Raw genomic sequence first — 21,155 nt, 5'->3', positions numbered from 1 at the left:
AAGCGAGCTTAGGCTCGCTTTTTTTATGGGGAAAAAATGAAATCGGTAAAAGAAAGTTTACTGTTTGCAATACAGCAATTGAATAGTGGAAATATTGTGGCAGGAAAAGCCACCCTAGAAGATTTATGCGACAACCCTGAGGTTAATGAGCAAGCTTTAGCTGTATTGTTTAAAGTAGCTATGAATGAAGGCGATTTAGTAAAAAGTAAGGAAGTTTGTAAAAGACTCATTTCAATAGCCCCCAAAAAATTCGATTATGTAAATACTCTTTGTCAATTATATGCCGCCAGTAATGAATTCTCTTTAGCAATAGACTTACTTAAAAAATACACTGAAATAGTACCGGGTAGCACAATGTCGTATTTTCAATTGGGTGAAATGGCAAAAAAAGATGGCGATGGTATTCTTGCAAGTACATCTTTCTTAGCAGCTATCGAGCTTGGTTACCACGACATATATACCGCTTATGTGGAGTTAGCATCCGTCTACTCTGAGCTTTTAATTGATTATGGGACTGCGACTAATTATTTACAGCAGGCAATTACAATTGAACCAAATAAAATTAATGCCTATTTTAATCTTGCTAATATATATGAGCAGCTTGGTGATAAGCAAAACTGTTTAAAGAGCTTTAACCAGGTATTAAAGATAAATCCTTTATATGGCCTTGCGCATGCGAGAATTGCCGATATACAAACATTTAATAAAAAAGAAGTATTAGAATACGAACTAAAAAGCCTATCTATTTTAGAAGCTACAGAAGACGGTGTGTTAAAAGCTGATATGTATTATGCGCTTGGGAAAGCTTTTGACGATAGCAAAGATTATGAAAAATCATGGTCTTATTATACTAAAGCCAATAGTTTTAATCGAAAATATATCCCGCAATACAGCAGAGTTGATATTGAACATCAAGTAAGTAGCACACTAGCAAGAGAGCTTAGTAACGTAAAAAGTAAGACTGGCGATATTGTTCCAATTATTATTTGTGGCATGTTTAGGTCTGGTTCAACCTTAATAGAACAAATAATTTGTACTTCTGAGATGATTAGCAATGGAGGAGAGATTGATTACTTGCATAAGCAACTATTCAATCTAATTGATAAGCCTAAAGTGCTGTTAAGCACGGTTAACTCACAATTATTTCAGCAAGGTTATGAGAAAGAATTAAAGTTAAGAGCGGGAAAGAGTAGTCTTGTTACGGATAAACGGCCTGAGAACTACTTATACATTGATATAATCAAAACGATGTACCCTGAAGCAAAAGTTATTTGGACACAGCGCGATATTAGAGATAACAGTTTATCAGCTTACTTTCAACATTTAGGCCCAAGTTTGAATTATGCGACAGCACTGAATGATACAGTGCACTACCATAAAGCGCAGCAGCGTGTTAAAACACATTGGCTAAAAAAGTATCCTAATGATATTTTTACAGTCAATTATGATGAACTTGTTTCACAGCCCGAAGGGGTATTATTGCCTCTGTTCGAATTTTTAGGCGTAAAATATCAAGGTGAAAGCGGTTTATTTCATCAACAAAAAAATATTGTAAGTACTGCTAGTGTTTGGCAGGTGAGAAAGCCCCTTTATACATCTTCATCGGGAAGATATAAAAATTTCAGTAGGTATATTAAAGAAAGCTTATCTATTTCTGATTTTGAAGAGTTTAATAATGTATTAGATTAATCACTGAGAGTATTCAGCACTCAATAGAGCGCTGAATACAATTTAATTATTTAGTGGGTAAGTCTTTTATTTTAACACTACTACTATTGATTTTTTTCTTGAGACGAAGCTTATTAATTTTGTCTAATACAGCAGGTGAAAAGCGAGATTGAGAGCTAACTTTAGAGGATAACATATCGTCTAGGAAGCTAAGGTTCATAGCGCCTGCACTAGGCACGCTACTATTGGCTGCTACGGCATTGAGTAAGGCCGCTTTGTTGGTGGCATTACCCTCACCAAATGAGCGCTCAGTGCCGTATATGTCGGTTACATTCCAGTCCTCAATAGCTAGAATTAATTCTTCCGAATCTTCTACTTGTGAGTTAATAGAAGAATCAGAATAGTTTAAAATATGCTTTAGTAGATCGTTCTCAAAGTCAGGAAATAAAATTTTTGCTTGATCATAAAAAATAGAAACATTTAGACGATTTCTTTTAACTTGAACGCCTCGGTTGGAGTTTACAAACTCTTCAGCATTACCTGAAAGTTGTTGATATACCTTATCAGCTGTGTAAGCTTCGTTACGTAAATTCGGACTTCCAATTATCCCTTGATAGAAGCCATACATTACTATTTTCTTATTCCCAAATTTCTTAAAAACGATATTATGTTGAATATTATTAAGTGACAAGGTATGGCCTGAAACATTTATAAATTTATCGTTTAGTATTGAGTTTTCACCTTCGAGTAATTTTTTTGCATTCCGAACTGGGTAATGTTCAATTAACTTTTCAATAATGGCTGTATTATATAAGTTTAGCCAATAAGCTAATTGCTCATCTAAGGTTAATGCATTTAAAGGGACTTCTTCAGGTACTTTTTCTAGGCTTTGGCGAATTATTTTAAAACCTAGCTTAATATCCGATTTTACAACTTCTTCAAAATAAAAGCGGTTAGCCTCTAAAGCCGTATCTCTGTCTCTATTAGATCGTAACCTTGTGCCATTACCTACTATTGGTTTTAGGATAGTCCTATCAGATAAACCCATGTCAGTAACGGTTAACTCTAGGAGTTGGTCTAGGTCTTCATAAGATATGCTTATATCCCTATTTAAGCCAAAATCTGAAAACTCTTCGGGTAAAGAGAATTCATCAGCTTTCACTGGAATAAAAACAATAGCGATTATAACTAGCAAGCATTTTATCATGATCAATCCTTTGTTTATTTTTATTTGTATAGCACTAGTTTAAATTTTAATCAACTAGATTAACCAATTGGCATAATATCGCTAGGTATTGTTAAGCGAGGTCTATCACTTTTGAGCTCATTTGTACCATGCCAAATATAGCTAGGAAAAATGATAATTTGTCCACTTTCAGGGCATATCTCGCGATCTATTGATTCTCTTTTTCCTAGATCAAGACATGTTTCTCCTAGCTTTAACCAGCCATTTTTAAGTGGATCATTTTTACTCATTTCATCAGGTATAGAAATATAGCTGGGTGCTGACAACCAACCGTGAGGATGAATATGATTGGCATGATATCCTCCATTTTCGAGTTTTACTGACCAGCTGCCTTTGGCAGTAAAGTTTAGGCTATTTCTTACCGTTAATGGGTGCATACTATCTGCTGGTAAATCATTTAAGTAAGTAGATATACATGACTCCATTGACTGCTTAAATAATGAGAGTAACGTATTTGAGCGATAGAGTAAGTGTCCTTCAGTTTGGCTTCCTCTTCGAACACTTTGATCAAGCGGGTCTTGTTCTTTAGTGTGTAAAGTAAGTAAGAGTTCCTTGAGATCCTTAGCAAAAGAGTCAAACGACTTGTAGCCTTTAGGCGTAGGTAGAGCCATTGTTTTAACAAACATATCGTAATTAGTTAACCAATGATATTTATCGTCTTTAGCTAAGCGCCAAGCTGTGGATAAATAAGCCCAGATTTCTTGATTAAAAGGGTTGTGTTTAACTGCAGTGTTTAAGTGCAGTATTGCTTTTTTATATTCAAAATTTTCAATACAGTAGTTTGCCAAATCTACACTATATCTTGCTGATTGGGGAGCCTGTGATACAAGCTCATCTAATATAATGAATGCTTTATCACTTTGCCCATGCTTACCTAAAATGATGCCATGAGCATGTTTTATGTCTAAGTTATCAGGGAAGAGCCTAATTGCTTGTGAAGATACATCAAGGGCTTGATTAAAATCTTTAAAATGTAAAAGCTGAGCTAGTTGTGATTGAACTAGTTGTGGGTTTTTAGCATGATTTAAGAATGTACTATCGTAGGAGCTCATAAGGGCTGATTTGTTTGCACGATCCCAGTATAATTTATTTAAACACTCATGCGCAGGTATATAGTTAGGAGCCTGTTCAAGACATCGTTTTAAATACTGCTCACAGAGCTCAAACTTTAGTAAATCATAATAAGTACAGCCAATCAAAAAGTTAACCTCGGGGCTATACTTGTTCTGCTTATCGCTTAGCATTAAAAATATATCTAAAGCATTGTCGAATTTACCCATATTGCGAAAATTACAAGCACGTTTATATTTAAATAAAAATTGATTTTTTAAATCGGCAGGTAAAGACAGGTAATAGCTTTCAACTAACTCTAAGTCACCCAAACGTTCTAGTAATTCAAGCTTTAACCAGTGATATCTCTCTTTTAAGGTTTCATCAGATAAGGTTTTAGAAAGTTCCTTTTTTGCTTGTAACAACTGGTTGGTTTTGATCAAGCTTTCTATAAAATTCAGAGATACCTTTTCGCTTTGTGCCAAATACCTTGTGTTTTTTAAAAAGTTTAAACATAACGAATGTTTAGCAGTTCTGCATAGCAAGTTTGTATAGTTTTCAATTAGAGGGAGGGATGAAGGAAACTTATTTACTGCGTAAGAATATGTTTGTTCGGCATTTTCATTTTGGTTAAGTGCGCTATATGTAGCGGCAAGTAAAATATACCAATCAACAGTTTTAATATCACATTTGTTTAAAAAAAGAATAGCTTGGTTATATTGGCGTGAATTATAAGCAGTGAGCGCAGAGTTAAGAAAGTTAGACATAAAACACCCTATTTTTCGCACCATGTTAACAGGGTGTTTTTTAAAGTTAAATAATAAAATTTATTAAAGGTCTTTTATTTTTACTGAGCCACTATTATCAGTTTCTTTTAGCTTGAGAGCTCTAATTTTTTCGAGCATTTCTGGAGCGAAGCGGCCAAAGTCCATCGTTTTCTCCGAAATAGAATTAGATAAAAAGCTTATGTTAACAGCACCTAATCCTGAACCTGCGCCATCAGCTCCTATTGGTTTTGATGAGTTATTTGCAACAGCATTGAGCATGGCGGCAGGATTTGTTGACGCTGCGCCACCAAACTTTCGCTCTGTGCCATAAATATCAGTGATTCTCCAATCTTCAATACCTATTTTAAAGCTCTTAGCATATTTTATATCAGAGCTCATTGGCGGGTTTGCATAGTCTTTTAGGTGCTCTCGTAAATCTTTCTCGAAGTTTTCGAATAATGGTTTAACTTGCTCATAGTACTTAGAGGCATAAAGGCGATTTTTTCGCTTGATACTAGTTCCTCTATTTGAATTGACAAATTCTTCAGCGTTTTCAACTAATTGATGATAAACCTTGTTTCCTTTATATGCTTCGGCACGAATGTTAGGACTTCCTATATTTCCTTGATAAAACCCATACATAACTATTGGCTTTTTTATACCAAACTTTTTAAAAACAATATTTTGTTGTATATCGTTTAAAGAAAGTTTATGGCCAGCAACATTTAAAAACTCATCCTCTAAAATTGAATTGCTGCCAAAGAGTAAATCTTCTGTATCGCGAATAGGATAGTGTGTGATTAGTTTTTCTAACATGGCTGTATTGTAAAGGTTTAACCAATAAGCAAGTTGCTCATCAAGGCTGAGTTCGTTAAGTGAGATTTCATTTGGCAGACTTTCTAGGCTAACTCTAATCTTATAAAAACCATCTTTAATCTCTGATTTTGTTACTTCTTCAAAGAAGAAACGATTTGCTTCTAATGCTGTGTCGTTATTTTTATGCGACTTCATTCTTGTACCGATAGAGGCTTGAGAATTTAGTTTGGAACGATCTGATGCTCCAGTATCAATTACAGTAAAACTTAGAAGAGTATCTAAGTCATCATATGAGACAGAAATATCTCTATTTAAACTAAAATCTGAAAATTCTTCCGGAAGTTCTTTTAAATCAGCGAAAGCTGAACAAGAGACAAGAAGTATAAAAATAAATGCGGAGTAGGTTTTCATAGCAATTCCTTTGTTTGTTAGGAACACCATCATCTACAAATGTTAATTCACTTTCAAGGTTTGTTTACATTTAATTTCATTTCATTAGCATGACTCCAAAAAGTGAAATATTGCTCTTTGGTTAATGGTGATTATATGGCAACGTGTTGATTTTTTGTTTCTTTAAGTTATTGTAAATTAATGTATTTTTTCGTTGTCAAAGTGTTGACCTTTTGCTTGAGTTGGGACTACTATTCAAATCGAAATAGGTACTGTGATGAATTGCAGACCGTTTTGAAAACAAAATAATTAAAAAATATTCTAGGGGTAATCCAATGTTAAATAATAAAATCTCGAAAGCTGTTCGCTTAGCGATAGCTTTTGGTGCGGTATCTACCGCTGCTTTTTCTGCAAGCTCTATGGCCGCGGAAAAAGAAAAAGTTGAACGTATAGAAGTAACTGGATCTCGCATTAAACAAGTTGATATGGAAACATCATCACCAGTAACTGTTATTACCGCTGCAGATCTACAATTATCAGGTGAAGCATCAGTTGCTGATGTTTTAAATAATACTTCTGTAAATAGCTTTGGTTCATGGCGTGGTATGTCTGGCTACGGTAACGGCGCAGCAGCAACAAGTAATATTAACATGCGTGGCCTTGGGGCTGAGTACACATTAGTGCTACTTGACGGTCGCCGTATGCCTGGTACAAGTTCGTCTTCAGGCGCTGCCGCAGATACTTCTCGTATTCCAATGGCAATAGTAGAAAGAATTGAGATTCTTCGTGAAGGTGCTTCTGCTGTATATGGCTCAGATGCTGTTGCAGGTGTTATTAACATTATTACAAAAAAAGACTTTAACGGTTTAAGTTTTTCATATGATACTGAGCTACCTAGTGCCGAAGGTGGTGATACAAATCGTTTTAACGTAAGTACAGGTTACTCTGGTGAGAAGGGTAATATTACATTAACTTATGAATATTATGATGCTGAATCAGTATACGATAGAGATATTTGGAAATTAAATGATGAGACTTATGCTGATTATTCGTCATTTAGTTCAGTTCCAAATGGTAATGGTGCTAGTGGTTGGGTTACAAGCCCTACTATGTGTGCAGAATCAAATAACACGGTTGATGGTGGCACTCGCTGTTTATATAACTATGGTGCAGTAACTAAGTTATTTGGTGATACTACTCAGAACTCAATGCTTTCAAATTTCAATTATGAATTCACTGATAACTTAAAGTTCCGCGGTCGCGCAAGTGCATCACTTTCTGAAACTGATTCTCGCTATGCAGGTACACCTGTATCTACAAACCAACCAACTATGTTGGCTGATAATCCTTTAAACCCTGTAGGCGAAGATTTAACTCTATACATGCGCTCAGCTAACATTGGTGAGCGAGATACTCGTACTGAAATTAATAGTATTGATTTCTTAGGTGGTTTAGTCGGCTTTGTAGATGTTGCAAATGGTATTGACTGGGAATTTAATGTACAACACAGCCGTTCTACAACTAACTCATTCAATACAAACCTGATAAATGATGATGTTGTTCAGAAATTAATTGATAGCGGCGAATATGATATCTTTAATACATCAGGAATGAGCTTTGCTAACTGGGATAGCAGCATGAAAGACTTGTATGGGCAAGCTGCTCACACAGGTGTGTATCAAGCTCGTTTTACAAGTACTCAATTTGATACGGTAGCATCTACATTATTGTTTGATAATGGTGATGTTTCGATTGCTGGCGTAGTTGGTGCTGAATTTGAGCAAGTAGAATTTGAACAAATGAGTGACCCTCAATCGGCTTCAGGTCGAGTGTCAGGTGGCTCAGGTGGTGACGATGTTAATGCAGAACGTGATAGAACATCTGTATATTCAGAGCTTCAAGTAAACCTACCATACAATGTTGATATTAAAGCAGCTGTTCGATACGACAAGTACGAGCAAGAAGGTGACGTTGGTTCACAATTTGTATCAGGAACATTCGATAATGTTGCCCCTCAAATTGGTGTTGCATGGCGTCCTTCTGATGCGCTATTAGTGCGAGCTAGCTGGGGTGAATCGTTCCGTGCACCTAACATGGGCGAAATGTTCTCTAGTCAGGCACTAAGCTTCGAAAAAGCTTACGATACAATTTGGTGTGATACGCAAGGCAATGCAGGTTCTGATGCTATTTACTGTAACCCAAATGCTTCACAGCAACATAAAACTTGGTTTGGTGGTAATCCAGATCTTGAGCCAGAAGAAGGTGAATCATTTACAACAGGTTTTGTTTGGAATGTAACAGATGACTTATCTGTAGAGCTTTCTTACTATAATATTAAGTTAGAAAACAGAATTGCAGCAGTAAGTGTTGAACGTCTATTAAAAGACGAGCAAGACAATGGTTCTAACCCTGCAGTAGTTCGCGATCCAAATACAGGTCGTATTGATGTAATGTACAGCTTTGACCAAAATATGGCGAGTTTAGAAACATCAGGTTTTGATTTTAAAACAGCTTACATGTTTGAATCTAGCATTGGTAACTTCGCTCTTAAAGGTGAGTTAAGTTATGTAAGTGACTTTGAAGAAGTAACAGAAGAGGGTGCTGACGCATTCGATTACGCTGGTTTACAAGAGTACCCAGAGCTTCGTGGTAATGTTACCTTTGATTGGACAAATGATGCATTTGGTGCAGCATGGACTACATACTACATAGGCGACCAAGACTCAGGTAATGAAGAGTATGGTGTAACATATTTAGCTGATATTCCAAGCTATATTAAACACAATATCCAAGTATCATATAACCATGAATGGAATGGTAAGTTTGTACTAGGTGTGAACAATGTGTTTGATAAAGAAGCACCACAGCTAAACGATGGCACTAGAGGTTATCGCGATGCTTCAACATCATTATATGATGTTTTAGGCCGAGCTGTATTTTTAAAAGTTGAACAAAACTTCTAAAAATCGTTTATAGATTATGTTTCGTCTTTAATACGTTGACGATTATAAAAAAAGGTCAGTTGCTTATGCTTCTGACCTTTTTACATTTGGTTTTCTATTTTATCTTTAAAGTTTTAATTATGGTTTGTATGTACTTACTGGCCCACTTCATTTTTAAGTTTGTTACCTTGTGATTTCCGATTATATTCACCTGACACGAAAAATAGATAATGTGGTTTTTAATAGAGTCGAAGTAATGATATTTGCAAATTACATATAAGTTCATAGCTGCTTTATTGTACTGAAAGCTGGCATTTATTATTCAACGGATTAGTAGTGTTTTTTTATCGACTATATATTTTATAAAATGAAGTTCCCTTATACATCGACAATTTATATTAAATTACTCCTAATTTAATAAGGTAGGACTAATAGCGTATATTTAACAGAGGGATTATTTAGTTTATATCTTGTAATAGTCATTCCTGAAAAATACCCTTATACTAAAAAAGAATAATTAAATAAATCCAATCACACAATTTAGCGAGATATAAATGAAAGAAGTCCGATCTTTTATTAAAACAGCATCATTAACGGATCTTGAAAAAGCCCAACAGCTTATCAATGATGCAATTTCAAAATATACCCAGCAGCAAAAAGCGAAACAGGAAGTTTTGGATCTTTTAAAAGAAAAAGGACTTACGCTAGAAGATTTACAAGATGGAGCATCAGACAAACGTACTAAAGTTAAGCCTAAGTACCGCATGGAACTTAATGGTGAGACTATTGAATGGACAGGCCGTGGCCGTCGTCCTAAAGCGTTTGAAGGTGTTGAGCTTGAGAAATTTTTAGCCTAAAGCTAAATATAAGAGAAGCTTCGGCTTCTCTTTTTTGTTTACTCCTCAATAAAATATAATTAAAGTTTAAAACTCCCAGCTATTATTTGCTAAAATCTCTTCACTCAAACCTATTTGTTTTCCCATGAGCTATAAACTAAGACCTTACCAGCAAGAAGCCGTAGAACGCACCGTTTTACACTTTAGAAAGAGTAATGATCCTGCCGTTATTGTGCTACCGACCGGTGCAGGTAAAAGCCTTGTTATTGCTGAACTTGCCCGTATTGCTAAGCAAAAAATATTAGTACTTGCTCATGTCAAAGAGTTGGTAGAGCAAAATTCGCAAAAATATAAAAGTTTTGGTTTAGAGGCGAGTATATTCTCAGCAGGTTTAAAAGAAAAGTCATTAAACCATCAAGTAACCTTTGCCAGTGTGCAATCACTTTCTCGTAATTTAAATAAATTAAATGAGCATTATTCGTTACTTATTATTGATGAATGCCACAGGGTAAATGGGGATAAAAAAAGCCAGTACGGAAAAGTAATAAGTAGTTTAAAAGAATATAACCCTCAGTTAAAAGTATTGGGTTTAACAGCAACACCTTATCGGCTAGGAACGGGGTGGATATACCATCATCATTATCATGGCTTTGTTAAAGGGACTAATGAAAGCCCGTTTAAAAGTTGTATTTTTGAATTACCACTCAGGTATATGATCAAACATAATTATTTAACGCCGCCAAACGAAGTTGATGCAGCGATTAGCCATTATGATTTTTCGTCTTTAGATAGCAATGCATTTGGGCAATATACGACTGATGATATGAATGCGCTTTTAAAAAACAGTGAGCGCGCAACGAAAGCGATATTACAGCAAGTAATTCAATACAGTGAAGAGCGTGAAGGTGTTATGGTTTTTGCAGCCACGGTAATGCATGCTCAGGAAATATTAAGCTACCTACCAGCTCAGCAAAGTGCACTTATAACAGGTGATACGCCAAACACTGAGCGCGATAAAATCATTAAGCAATTTAAAGCTAAGCAATTAAAGTATCTAGTTAATATATCGGTACTAACAACCGGCTTTGATGCGCCACACGTCGACTTTATAGCTATTTTAAGACCTACAGAATCAGTTAGTTTATATCAACAAATTGTGGGGCGAGGTCTCAGGTTATCTGAATCAAAAACGGATTGCTTAGTAATAGATTATGCTGGCAATGGTTTTAATTTATTTCACCCAGAAGTAGGCGATAAAAAAGGCGATAGTGATAATGAACCTGTGCAGGTACTTTGTCCTGGCTGTGGTTTTGCGAATATATTTTGGGGTAAAACTGATTCTGCAGGAAAAGTAATAGAGCACTATGGCAGGCGCTGTAAAGGGCTGTTAGAAGATGATGATGGGCATAAAGAGCAGTGCGATTATCGTTTTAGGTTTAAAGAGTGTGAGCAGTGCGGTGCCCAAAATGATATTGCTGCACGTAAATGCCATGATTGTGGCGCGGTTATGGCCGACCCTGATGATAAGTTACGTAATGCATTAAACTTAAAAGACGCACTTGTGCTTCGATGTAGTGGGTTATCGGTAACTCAAATTAAAGATGAACTTATTAAAATAACGTATTTTGATGAAGATGGTGCAAGTTGCGATGAAGTATATAACCTCGCAAATAAAGGCGGGCAATTTATATTTAATAAGCAATTTGGTCTACGAGTAGGACTTGGGCAAACACCTATTAATTTTAAAACTGCAGCGCAAGTAGTAAACGCACAATTTGAATTAGTACCACCGGATTTTGTTATTGCACGAAAAAGCAAAAAGTATGGTTGGAAAGTGGCTGATAAGCTATTTGACTATAAAGGGGGTTTTAGAAAGGCAAATCAGTTAAGCCGCTAAGCTTAACTGATAGAGTACATTGAACTAATACAATTAAAAGGCAATTAAGCCTCGTCACCGTCCATTAATCCCCAGCCATCACCGTATCCATTAAAGCTATTAGCAATACTTTCAATGTATTGCTCTGCTTGTCCTAGAAGGGTGTGCTCTGGCACCATTTGTACTTGAGTGATTACTTCCCAAACGCCAGTGTCTTTGCATTTTTCGAGCTCAGCATTTTGAACTAATGCATCAGAGACTATTTCTTTAGCAAATTTTTCAGCATCGGCTTCTTGTTCAAATAAAATAAAAAAATCGACTTGGTGCATTTTATTTAAATCAATGCCAGCAGCAGCTATTTCAGCTAAAAGTTGGCCGTTATCATCATCAGGGAATTGCATTAAAAACTCATTTAAAATTAATTTTTTATTCGTAGGTACTATTGTAACTAAAATATTGTCTTAACGCGTACTAATTTTAATTATGCTGATATTTATTCAAAGTTAAATTTACGCGTTAGATTGTTATTAAGTTAATGTGTTGCTCATTATGGCTATGCTAATATACGGGTAATTAACCAGTTTTTTGTAAGATATTAAAAGTAAGGATATTTACTTGTTTATTAAGTTTTTACGTTGCATGTGTGTTGTGAGCGCTTTAATTGCGACAAATAGCTATGCGGCAGAAAAAGTCATAGAAGATTACGAAATTGAAGGGTTAAGTGGCGATTTAGAAAATAACGTAGCTCTTTACCTCAAGCAGTTAATTGGCGAGAAGCCAACCCGTACACTTCGCCGTTATGCTCAAAAACAAGTACAAAATAGCATCAAAGCACTTGGCTATTATAGCCCGACCGTCGAGGTTATTTATGATAAAGACGACAGCGAACTAATTGTTAAAGTTGAACGGGGGCCTGCAACTCGCATAGAAGCAATTAATATTACGCTAAACGGTGATGGTCAAAGCGATACCCAATTACAGGCATTGATTAAAAGCAATCACTTAAAGCAAGGTGATGTTTTAAATCATGGTAAATATGACTCTGCTCATAAAAAAATAGAATCTATGTTGCTGGAGCTTGGTTATTTTGATGCTAAGTGGCCAGCGCGCAAATTAGAAGTGTCGCTTAAAAAAAATAGTGCTGTTATTACTTTCATAATTGATACCGGAGTTAGGTATGAGTTTGGCGATATACAAATTGCCAGTAGTACACCCGCTGAAAAATACATACGCTCTATAGCGCCTTTCTCGCAGGGCCAACCTTATAAATCAACACATATTGCTGACTATAACTTGGATTTATCAAGTACCCCTTATTTTGCCAGTGTACGTGTTTATGCTGACATTGCAGCGCGCAAAAACAGCCAAGTACCGATTAAAGTTGAAGTATTACCCAAGCCAGCTAACAGCTATGAAATTGGCGGTGGTTTTAGTACTGACTTAGGGCCCAAGGTGCGTTTTAAATGGAGTAAACCGTGGATCACAGAAGACGGCCATTACCTCGAAACTAATTTAAATGTGGCACAAAAGCAGCAAGATATTTCCATGGCTTATACAATTCCGGTTGATGATCCTAATGATGATTTATGGCGATTCTCTGTCGGTTATAAATTAGAAGATGAGCTCACAAACGACACTTACAGTGAAATATTAACAGGGCAAGTTCAGCGCCAATGGTTGACCGAAAATAAGTGGGTGCGTACTGCATTTTTACGCCGCGACCAAGAAACCTACCGCATCGGTGATGAAGACGAAGAAAGTACCGAAATGTTAATGCCTGGCATTAGCTATGCGCGCAAAAAATCAAAAGGCGGCACGACTCCCTATTGGGGAGAGCAGTGGCTTATATCTGCTGAGTTTGGCTTAGATGATGTGCTTTCGAGTACTAATCTGATTAGGGTGCAAATGCAACATGCATGGCTACGCACTTATTTTGACCGCCACTTGGTGTTTTTAAAAGCGAATGTGGGAGCAATGCTTGTTGATGATATTAACAACGTGCCATTTTCACTTCGTTTTTACGCAGGTGGCGATCAAAGCGTTCGTGGTTTTGCGTACCAATCAATTTCGCCTGAGAACGATGACGGCGAGCTAATAGGTGGTAAGTATTTACTATCGGGCACGATGGAATATAACTACCAGTTTGCTAAAAATTGGCGAGCAGCTTTATTTGTTGATGGTGGTACTGCGACTAATGATTTTTCTGATGATTTTGAAGTAGGTGCTGGTTTTGGTTTTCGCTATTTAACACCCGTTGGCCCAGTGCGTATAGACCACGCTTGGGGATTAACAAAAGAAAGTAAAAGCACACGTTTAAGTATTACCATAGGGCCAGAAATTTAATGTCAGTATTAAAAAAGATAACAGCCGCCGTAAGTGCTATTTTTGTCACGTTAGTTGTTGCACTATTTTGTTTGTTATTTACCGCACCCGGTAATCAATTTATTGCTTATAGTGCAAACAAAGCGGTAGATGGACTACATATCGAAATTAAAGATGGCCGTTTTATTTATAATGATTCCTTTAATGTACGCTTTGCTAGCAACGGATTGGACTTTAATGCACAACAATTGAAAATTGATTTGTTTTGGTGGCAGTGCGATGGAATTTGTATAGATAACTTAAGTGCTAAATCTATAAATTTAACATTACCAAAAACTGCAGAGTCACAAGAAGAAGCCGCGGCAGAGCCGCTTGAAAAAATCAGCTTACCTTTTAATATTGCTGTAAAAAACATTGCGATCAATAAATTTACTCTAGAGCATCCAAGTGCAAACGTAAGCGTTAATAACTTTAAACTCTCAGCAAAAGCAGAGGGGTCAAAGCTGACGGTTAAAAGCCTGAATATTCCCACCATACTTGTTGCCTTAAAAGAGCAAGAACAAGATGCGAAAACACAAACGGCGCAAAATACTCAAGCACCTTTAACGCACCTACCCGCATTGCCTAATATAGAATTTACTTCGCCACTTGATTTAGTTGTTGAAGACTTTGAAATAGCTAAAATTACGATTGAGCAAAACGAAGCCCAACATGTTATTGAAAACATCTCGCTGCAATTAAGTGTGGAAGATGCGGTTATTAATTTAGAGTCATTCTCAGCAAAGTATGAACAGTGGCAGCTTAATACGCATCTTAATGCTGAGCTTGCAGGGAATTTGCCCGTGAAAGGGGATGTTGTTTTACAAAGTGACGAGCACCAAGCCAATTTGCAGTTGAATGGTGACTTATCAAATCTAAACTTAAATTTAGAAACGCAGGGACAATATCCGCTTAGTTTAACGGCAACGGCAAATTTAAAGCAGAAAAACTATCCGTTTGAGTTAAATGGCAAAATTAAACAGTGGCTTATTGATGCACAAAGTAATGAGCTTAAAGTGCGAAATGTAAGCCTTAACGCACAAGGTAATGCTGACGACTATCAGCTTAGCCTACAGGGGAATAGCCAATTAGGTGCGTACCCAGCTGTTGACTTAAATACCCAATTAAAAGGCAGTCTCACCAAAGCAACTTTACAAGCGCTAAGCATTAAAGCGAACGAAAGCAGTGCAACTATAAAAGCCAATGTTGATTGGCAAAAGGGCATACAGGCTAACTTTAATGGCACGCTTGCTAACTTAAAAGCGCAGTATTTAACTGATGCCGCTACCAGTGATATTTCAGGACAGTTTAAAGGCTCATTTAATGCAGCTGACGACAAGTGGCAGCTACAAATGAATAATACAAAGTTAAACGGATTACTTAACGACGTGCCACTAGAATTTGCCTCAAACTTTAAGCTAGACAACACGTTAAAAGCTAATATTGATAGCTTTTATTTAAGTAGCGGCACCAATAAATTAGCACTAAGCGGGCAAGTTGACGATACTTGGCAGGTTGATGGCAAAGTAACGCTAAAAAGTGATGAAAAAGCTAATATTCCATTTACTGCTGACGGCAACGCAAATTTAAAAGTAAGGGGGGAAAGGTTAATGCCCTCTGTTGATTTAGCACTAATACTCGATCGCTTTATTTTTGATGAAATAAACATTAATAAATTATCAGTAAAAGGGCAGTTAGATACCGCAGCCGATTGGCAAACCGATGTTTCGGTAAGTGTTGGTTCGGCGCTTGTGGCCGAACAACAAATCAATAGTGTTAAAATTGATATTAGCGGCGACAAAACAGATCACCAACTTACGGCATCTGTAGATGCCGAGCAAGGCAGTGTAGAGCTTGAAGTTAATGGCAAAGTTAATAATACCACTTGGAATGGCGAGCTTAGTAATGTAACGCTTAGCGATAAAAAGCTTAGTTTTAGTAATACTAAAAATATTGCCATTATGGTTAATACACAAAGTGGCGACTTTGATGTAAGTGCACATTGTTGGGCATCTGAGCAAAGTAAATTATGCATAGACACCTTAGCGCAGTCAAAAAATCTCGGTCAGCTAAATGCTAAACTAAGCAATTTAGCACTTGAGGAGCTTAAGCACTTTTTACCTAATAGCATTCGTACTCGCGGTAATATAGCTGGCGATGTAGCACTTAATTGGCAAAGCGGCGCGCTTAAAACATTACGCGCAAATATCGATTCTAGCGACTTAGAAGCAGTGCTAACCTCGGAAGAAGATCGTTTTAAATTACCAATCGAAACATTAAGTATTAGTGCGTTTTCGGATTCTCAAATTGGCAAGCTTGAAGCTAATTTAGAATCAAGTGTATTAGGCAAAATTAATACACAAATTAATATCGACGATATACAAAATACGCAAGCGCTTAATGGCACCATTAATATTGATAAAATACTCCTTTCAGACTTACAACCTTTTCTTGAAACCCTCGAACAGTTAAAAGGTGATATTAGCGGTAAAGTGGCGTTAGCAGGTACGTTAAAAGATCCTTTATTAAATGGGGAGCTTAATGTGAGCGATATTAGTTTAGAGGGCGAGCAATTACCTATAGCGCTGCAAAAATCAAATATAAATGTATTGTTTGATAAAGCAACAGCCACAATAAAAGGCAACTTAAACGACAATCAAGGCGGTAAAATAAATCTCACCGGTGACGTTGATTGGCAAGGTGCGCAACCTGCTGTAAATGTTGCTGTAGTTGGCGAGCAGTTTTATGTACGCGCGCAGCAAGGGGTTACTTTTAAAGTATCGCCGGATTTAAAAATAGGCTTGGCTAATAATGCACTCAAGCTTGCTGGTGAGGTAGTTGTGCCTTACGGTCGTATAATGATTGAAGAGCTTCCTGAGGGCGCGGTGCAAGTTAGCGATGATGAAATTATTGTTGATCAAAAAACCGAGACCACCAAAACAGTCCCGTTTGATTACGACATAGATTTAAAAGTGATTGTTAAAAACGATGTAAAAGTAGAGTCGTTTGGCTTGGAATCAAAAGTTGCGGGTGATTTAGCGATAAAAATGAGTCAAGGTGCGCCAATCATAGCCACAGGTGAGCTTAACTTAATTGAAGGTACTTACTTAGCCTTTGGGCAAGATTTAATAATCAGCACCGGGCAAGTAGGTTTTAGCGGTTCAATTGAACAACCATTTTTAAATATTAAAGCAATACGTAACCCCGATACGACTGCAAATGGTGTCATTGCAGGAGTTACGCTCACGGGTAATGTTGAACAACCAACGCTTAAAATATTTTCTGAGCCTGCGATGGATCAAGCTCAAGCACTTGCATATTTACTTAATGGCCAACCTTTAGGTGATGGAGAAAGTTCGTCAAGCGATGCGATGCTTACGCAGCTATTACTCTCTCAAGGTGTTAGCCGCAGCGAAGGGGTTGTTTCTAAGGTAGGTGAAACCTTTGGGTTGTCAGATGTAAGTTTAAGCTCATCAGGTAGTGGTGATAGCACCAAAGTAGAAATATCAGGTTACGTAGCACCTAGCTTACAAGTTAAATATAGCGTGGGTGTATTTGATTCGCTCAGTGAAGTGGCTGTGCGATATCAGTTACTTTCACAGTTATACATAGAGATAACAAGCGGGCTATACCAAAATGTTGATGTGCTATATAAGTTTGATTGGGAATAACCAAAACTATAATAATTATAAGGATATAAGCGATGAAAAAAATTATATTGCCAGCTCTACTTAGTGTTTTGTTGAGCGGTTGTGCTCAACAACTCGGTGATGATGTTGCTAATCAAGAGCTACCTTTATTGAGCGCGAGTGAAGTAATTGCTAGTGCAACAGATAATGACTGGCGAGTAGTGAACGCTCAAAATATTTTAAAGATAACGCTGCCAACGGGCGATGCGTACATTGAGCTTAATGAACTGCTTGCCCCAAAGCACGTTAAAAACATTAAAAAGTTAGCGCGAGAACGGTTTTATAAAAATACTAGCGTTTATCGGTTTGTTGAAGGTTTTGTAGCGCAAGGCGGGGACAGCTCGGGTAAAAAGTTAATTAAAACGGCAGATAAAACAGTCCCTGCTGAGTTTTATTTAACAACAAACAAACCACTTAAAATTACCGAGTTAAAAGGCGATGGTTACGCGCCTGTTACGGGTTTTTTAAACGGCTTTACAGTAGCTCAAAATGCAGCACATACGCAAACATGGCAAGTGCATTGTAGTGGCGTGTTTGCAATGGCGCGCGATAACGACATAAATAGTGCGAGCACGGAGTTTTTTGTAACGATAGGGCAAGGCCCGCGCTACCTTGATAAAAACATTACGGTATTTGGTCGAGTGCTCGAAGGTATAGAGCATTTTAACCGTTTAGCGCGCACACCAACTGAAGGAAAAGCATTTAACCCAATTACCAATATACAAGTTCTTGGCGATGTACAAAGCGATAAAAGTATATTTAAAGTGATGAAAACAAACTCATCTGTGTTTAAAAACTTAATCAGTGCTCGTAAAAATCGTGTTGAACCATGGTTTGTTAAAGCACATAATTACGTTGATGTGTGTGGTATGCCCATACCGACTAAGCGCGAAGTTAATTAAAAAATGTAAAAAGGAGCCTAGGCTCCTTTTTTAATACTCATATTTCAGTTTAAAATAAACTACTGACGATTAATTTTAACTGCAAATGGCGTATCGTTATAATGCGTAGAGCGATACGGGTTTATATCAAGCCCGCCGCGACGAGTATAACGCGCGTAAACCTCTAACTCTTTAATATTAAGTTGTGTTGTTAAATCGCTATAAATACGCTCAACACACTGCTCATGAAATTCGTTATGTGTTCTGAACGAAATTAAATAACGCAGTAACGATTCGCGACATATTTGCTCGCCTGTGTATCGTATAATTACACTTGCCCAGTCAGGCTGTGAGGTAATTAAACAGTTCGACTTAAGTAAATGGCTGTAGAGCGTTTCAGTAACTACGTTATCACTTTTTGCTTTAAGTGAATTAGCATCAATATCGTAATTATTAATTTCAATATCTAAGTCATCAATACATTCACCTGGCAGCGCTGTACACGGTAAGCAATTGTAATCATCAGGATTATATAAAGTCACTTTGACAGGGCTGTTAACCGCGTTTGATAAATCATCAATTAAGTGCTGTTTTACTATATCAATGCTTTCAAATCGGGTTTGGTTAAAGCTATTCAAGTAAAGCTTAAACGACTTTGACTCAATAATATGGCTGCTTTGGCACTCAAAGGTAAATAAGGCTACGGCAACTTGCGGTTTGCCTTTAGCGTTTAGCCATGAAAGCTCGTAACCTGTCCAAATATCTTGGCCTTTAAATGGAAGCTCAGCTTCGTCAATATTTAAAGCATCACGATTTAGTTTGCGCGCAATAGGGAAAAGCAAGCTTGGCGTGTACACATCTACATACTCAGTAGATTGGCCTAATACGCTACCTTTAAGGTCTGGAGAATTGCTGTAATCTGTCATGTTTGCTCTTAAATAGTTACAATAGGGACATTATATCTAATTTAAATGAGTTTCACAGTATGTCTGTTGCATTGCTTATAGAACAACTTCATCAAACATTTAGCGAAAATATCCTGAAAAACACTACAAAGTACCCACTTATTGCGCACGACGAACAATGGCCAAGCCCATGTGAAGTTGGTGAGGTTGACGAGCAAGGAAACATTCAATGGCAGGGGGCGCGTCAGCAACCTGCAGGTTCGCTTAATGATTTAGCCAGCGCACTTGAGCTTGATTTCCCAAAAGAGCTTAGCGAGCTATATGGGCATATGTACGGTGGAAGCATTTCAGCAGTTATTGATGGGCATCAGGTTGAATTACTACAAGCATGGAACGAAGAAGATTTTAATTTGTTACAGCAAAATATAACGGGTCACGTTTTAATGAAACGCAAGCTCAAGCAGCCAGAAACGGTATTTATTGGTTTAACAGATCAAGATGATTTACTAGTAAGTGTATTGGTGCACACTGGTGAAGTATGTTTAGAGCACGTAGGCAAAAAAACACACCATGTACTTGCACCTAACATTAATGCTTTTTTAAAGGCATTAGAGGTTTAAAACGTGTTTAATAAATCAGCTTAGCGTCATCACTAAGCTGATTTTTAGAGCCATTACTAGGGCGTGTTGACCTTTCGTGGTTGATTTTGCAGCTGTATGTTTGGTTTTTAGGCAAGGCAGAGCCTATGTAGTGTGGTTACTCCCCATAAATAGGCGATAACGAAGCATAAATGCCAAACATGCCTGCCCTTTGGGTTCTTTCTAGGGACGATTTACTCTTTGTTGCTCGGTTTTTACTTAGCCCACTAGGTTACAAACCTCGCGCCGCGATTAAATCGCCCCTAGATTGAACAAATTTCAATCCACAAAGGTCAACACGCCCTAATGGTTACTGAAAATCCCACGATATATTAGACACTAAGCCACACGGCTCACATCTAAAATCGAATAACCTAAACCACGATTCAGGTAATTTCCAGTCGCCATGACAGCTAGGGCATTTTCGTTCAAGTTCAGACGCTTTATCTACGCCGCCTACACGGTATAAATAATAATAGGTTGGCTTTTTAGTTAAAAAACTAATTCGCTTTGTTATGTCTTTTCCGCGTCTGTATAAGTCGCTTTGGATACTCGATATTTCTTCAAGTGCCGGAAACTCACAACGGGTTGCGCCATTAATTTGAATTTGATCGCAGGCTTGCCAATCTTCTTGCCATTTTATAAGCGTTTTATAGTCACCATTAGCAATTGCCGGAATACGAAATAACGGCACAGGCAAAAAGTCATCACCACAATAAAGCGGGCTACACGTATGCACATAGGTTGTGTATAAAATATAACTTGATGGTTCTTTACAGCAGTCAGCGCCGTTGGAGTGAATATCTTGCCCAATCACTTTTACTTTTGGCGCAAGTAGCCCCGCACTATGTAACTTTTCGATACTGTGCTTAACAAACGGGCTGTTATTTAGCGGGTGCATTGCATCTTCAGTAGGGCACATTACACGGGTAATAAAAAATCCATCTTTTAAAACGGTTGGAAATTCTTCGCCCATTATTTGACCATTAAAACGCAGTGCATTTACTAAGCGATTTATTGCTTGTTCGGCTTGTTCTAGGGTGGTGTCTTGGTAGCAATCAAAAGTTAAATCAACAACGAACATTTATAG

Annotated in this window: 14 protein-coding genes; 8 read left to right on the top strand and 6 right to left on the bottom strand. The window is 37.3% G+C overall.

Annotated elements, in window-relative coordinates:
• The first annotated feature begins 36 nt into the window (after window positions 1–36).
• On the top strand, window positions 37–1,689 hold the full coding sequence (locus tag I6E72_RS17855) for a tetratricopeptide repeat-containing sulfotransferase family protein (protein ID WP_197113495.1): 1,653 nt from the start codon (window positions 37–39) through the stop codon (window positions 1,687–1,689).
• A 46-nt stretch (window positions 1,690–1,735) separates the two neighbouring features.
• On the opposite strand, the gene I6E72_RS17850 is transcribed toward I6E72_RS17855, so the two are convergent.
• The 3 genes from I6E72_RS17850 to I6E72_RS17840 form a co-directional block, all read right to left on the bottom strand.
• On the bottom strand, window positions 1,736–2,875 hold the full coding sequence (locus I6E72_RS17850) for a DUF547 domain-containing protein (protein ID WP_197113492.1): 1,140 nt from the start codon (window positions 2,873–2,875) through the stop codon (window positions 1,736–1,738).
• Window positions 2,876–2,934: 59 nt separating this feature from the next.
• A complete protein-coding gene (locus I6E72_RS17845; protein ID WP_197113489.1) occupies window positions 2,935–4,731 on the bottom strand; it encodes a 2OG-Fe(II) oxygenase family protein in 1,797 nt (598 codons plus the stop codon).
• Between the two features lie 63 nt (window positions 4,732–4,794).
• Window positions 4,795–5,958: a DUF547 domain-containing protein gene (locus tag I6E72_RS17840; protein WP_197113486.1), complete on the bottom strand. Its 1,164-nt coding sequence runs from the start codon at window positions 5,956–5,958 to the stop codon at window positions 4,795–4,797.
• A 314-nt stretch (window positions 5,959–6,272) separates the two neighbouring features.
• On the opposite strand from I6E72_RS17840, the gene I6E72_RS17835 reads away from it, so the two are divergent.
• From I6E72_RS17835 to I6E72_RS17825, 3 genes are all read left to right on the top strand, one after another.
• Window positions 6,273–8,900, top strand: a complete 2,628-nt coding sequence (locus I6E72_RS17835; protein WP_197113483.1) for a TonB-dependent receptor — start codon at window positions 6,273–6,275, stop codon at window positions 8,898–8,900.
• A gap of 533 nt (window positions 8,901–9,433) precedes the next feature.
• Complete coding sequence (locus I6E72_RS17830; protein ID WP_007586043.1) at window positions 9,434–9,736, top strand: H-NS histone family protein; 303 nt, start codon at window positions 9,434–9,436, stop codon at window positions 9,734–9,736.
• 124 nt (window positions 9,737–9,860) lie between these two features.
• Window positions 9,861–11,612, top strand: coding sequence for a DEAD/DEAH box helicase (locus I6E72_RS17825; RefSeq protein ID WP_197113481.1), 1,752 nt, complete (start codon window positions 9,861–9,863; stop codon window positions 11,610–11,612).
• A 44-nt stretch (window positions 11,613–11,656) separates the two neighbouring features.
• Here the strand turns inward: I6E72_RS17825 and I6E72_RS17820 are convergent, their stop codons facing one another.
• Entirely contained in the window at window positions 11,657–11,992 is a 336-nt protein-coding gene (locus I6E72_RS17820; protein WP_007378192.1) for a ribonuclease E inhibitor RraB, read from the bottom strand.
• Window positions 11,993–12,206: 214 nt separating this feature from the next.
• On the opposite strand from I6E72_RS17820, the gene I6E72_RS17815 reads away from it, so the two are divergent.
• Genes I6E72_RS17815 through I6E72_RS17805 form a run of 3 tightly spaced genes read left to right on the top strand, consistent with a single transcriptional unit; the run spans window position 12,207 to window position 18,543 of the window.
• Complete coding sequence (locus I6E72_RS17815) at window positions 12,207–13,934, top strand: autotransporter assembly complex protein TamA (RefSeq protein WP_010553690.1); 1,728 nt, start codon at window positions 12,207–12,209, stop codon at window positions 13,932–13,934.
• The gene (gene tamB, locus I6E72_RS17810; RefSeq protein ID WP_197113478.1) at window positions 13,934–17,623 is read left to right on the top strand and encodes an autotransporter assembly complex protein TamB; all 3,690 of its coding nucleotides are present in this window, start codon (window positions 13,934–13,936) and stop codon (window positions 17,621–17,623) included. The genes I6E72_RS17815 and tamB overlap by 1 nt, the downstream gene beginning before the upstream one ends.
• A 32-nt stretch (window positions 17,624–17,655) precedes the next feature.
• Window positions 17,656–18,543 carry a peptidylprolyl isomerase gene (locus I6E72_RS17805; RefSeq protein ID WP_197113475.1) on the top strand — a complete coding sequence of 296 codons (888 nt, stop codon included), beginning with the start codon at window positions 17,656–17,658 and terminating at the stop codon, window positions 18,541–18,543.
• 59 nt (window positions 18,544–18,602) lie between these two features.
• On the opposite strand, the gene queF is transcribed toward I6E72_RS17805, so the two are convergent.
• Complete coding sequence (queF, locus tag I6E72_RS17800) at window positions 18,603–19,448, bottom strand: NADPH-dependent 7-cyano-7-deazaguanine reductase QueF (RefSeq protein ID WP_197113472.1); 846 nt, start codon at window positions 19,446–19,448, stop codon at window positions 18,603–18,605.
• Between the two features lie 59 nt (window positions 19,449–19,507).
• Here queF and syd point away from each other — a divergent pair, with 59 nt between their 5' ends.
• Window positions 19,508–20,047, top strand: a complete 540-nt coding sequence (gene syd / locus I6E72_RS17795; RefSeq protein ID WP_197113469.1) for a SecY-interacting protein — start codon at window positions 19,508–19,510, stop codon at window positions 20,045–20,047.
• A gap of 328 nt (window positions 20,048–20,375) precedes the next feature.
• Here syd and I6E72_RS17790 read toward each other — a convergent pair whose 3' ends face one another.
• A complete protein-coding gene (locus tag I6E72_RS17790) occupies window positions 20,376–21,149 on the bottom strand; it encodes a Zn-ribbon-containing protein (RefSeq protein ID WP_197113466.1) in 774 nt (257 codons plus the stop codon).
• Window positions 21,150–21,155 lie beyond the last annotated feature (6 nt).

This window comes from Pseudoalteromonas sp. NSLLW24 (genome assembly GCF_015864725.1).
In the GTDB taxonomy this organism is placed as follows: Bacteria; Pseudomonadota; Gammaproteobacteria; order Enterobacterales; family Alteromonadaceae; genus Pseudoalteromonas; species Pseudoalteromonas arctica.
The sequence above is the reverse complement of the archived record's forward strand: the minus strand, read 5'-3'. Positions and strand labels throughout refer to the sequence as shown.

Coding starts and splice junctions, on each gene's coding strand:
- I6E72_RS17820 (WP_007378192.1), bottom strand. CDS start 11,992: ATGCAATTCCCTGATGATGATAACGGCCAACTTTTAGCTGAAATAGCT.
- syd (WP_197113469.1), top strand. CDS start 19,508: ATGTCTGTTGCATTGCTTATAGAACAACTTCATCAAACATTTAGCGAA.
- I6E72_RS17835 (WP_197113483.1), top strand. CDS start 6,273: ATGTTAAATAATAAAATCTCGAAAGCTGTTCGCTTAGCGATAGCTTTT.
- I6E72_RS17850 (WP_197113492.1), bottom strand. CDS start 2,875: ATGATAAAATGCTTGCTAGTTATAATCGCTATTGTTTTTATTCCAGTG.
- tamB (WP_197113478.1), top strand. CDS start 13,934: ATGTCAGTATTAAAAAAGATAACAGCCGCCGTAAGTGCTATTTTTGTC.
- I6E72_RS17840 (WP_197113486.1), bottom strand. CDS start 5,958: ATGAAAACCTACTCCGCATTTATTTTTATACTTCTTGTCTCTTGTTCA.
- I6E72_RS17825 (WP_197113481.1), top strand. CDS start 9,861: ATGAGCTATAAACTAAGACCTTACCAGCAAGAAGCCGTAGAACGCACC.
- I6E72_RS17805 (WP_197113475.1), top strand. CDS start 17,656: ATGAAAAAAATTATATTGCCAGCTCTACTTAGTGTTTTGTTGAGCGGT.
- I6E72_RS17845 (WP_197113489.1), bottom strand. CDS start 4,731: ATGTCTAACTTTCTTAACTCTGCGCTCACTGCTTATAATTCACGCCAA.
- queF (WP_197113472.1), bottom strand. CDS start 19,448: ATGACAGATTACAGCAATTCTCCAGACCTTAAAGGTAGCGTATTAGGC.
- I6E72_RS17790 (WP_197113466.1), bottom strand. CDS start 21,149: ATGTTCGTTGTTGATTTAACTTTTGATTGCTACCAAGACACCACCCTA.
- I6E72_RS17830 (WP_007586043.1), top strand. CDS start 9,434: ATGAAAGAAGTCCGATCTTTTATTAAAACAGCATCATTAACGGATCTT.
- I6E72_RS17855 (WP_197113495.1), top strand. CDS start 37: ATGAAATCGGTAAAAGAAAGTTTACTGTTTGCAATACAGCAATTGAAT.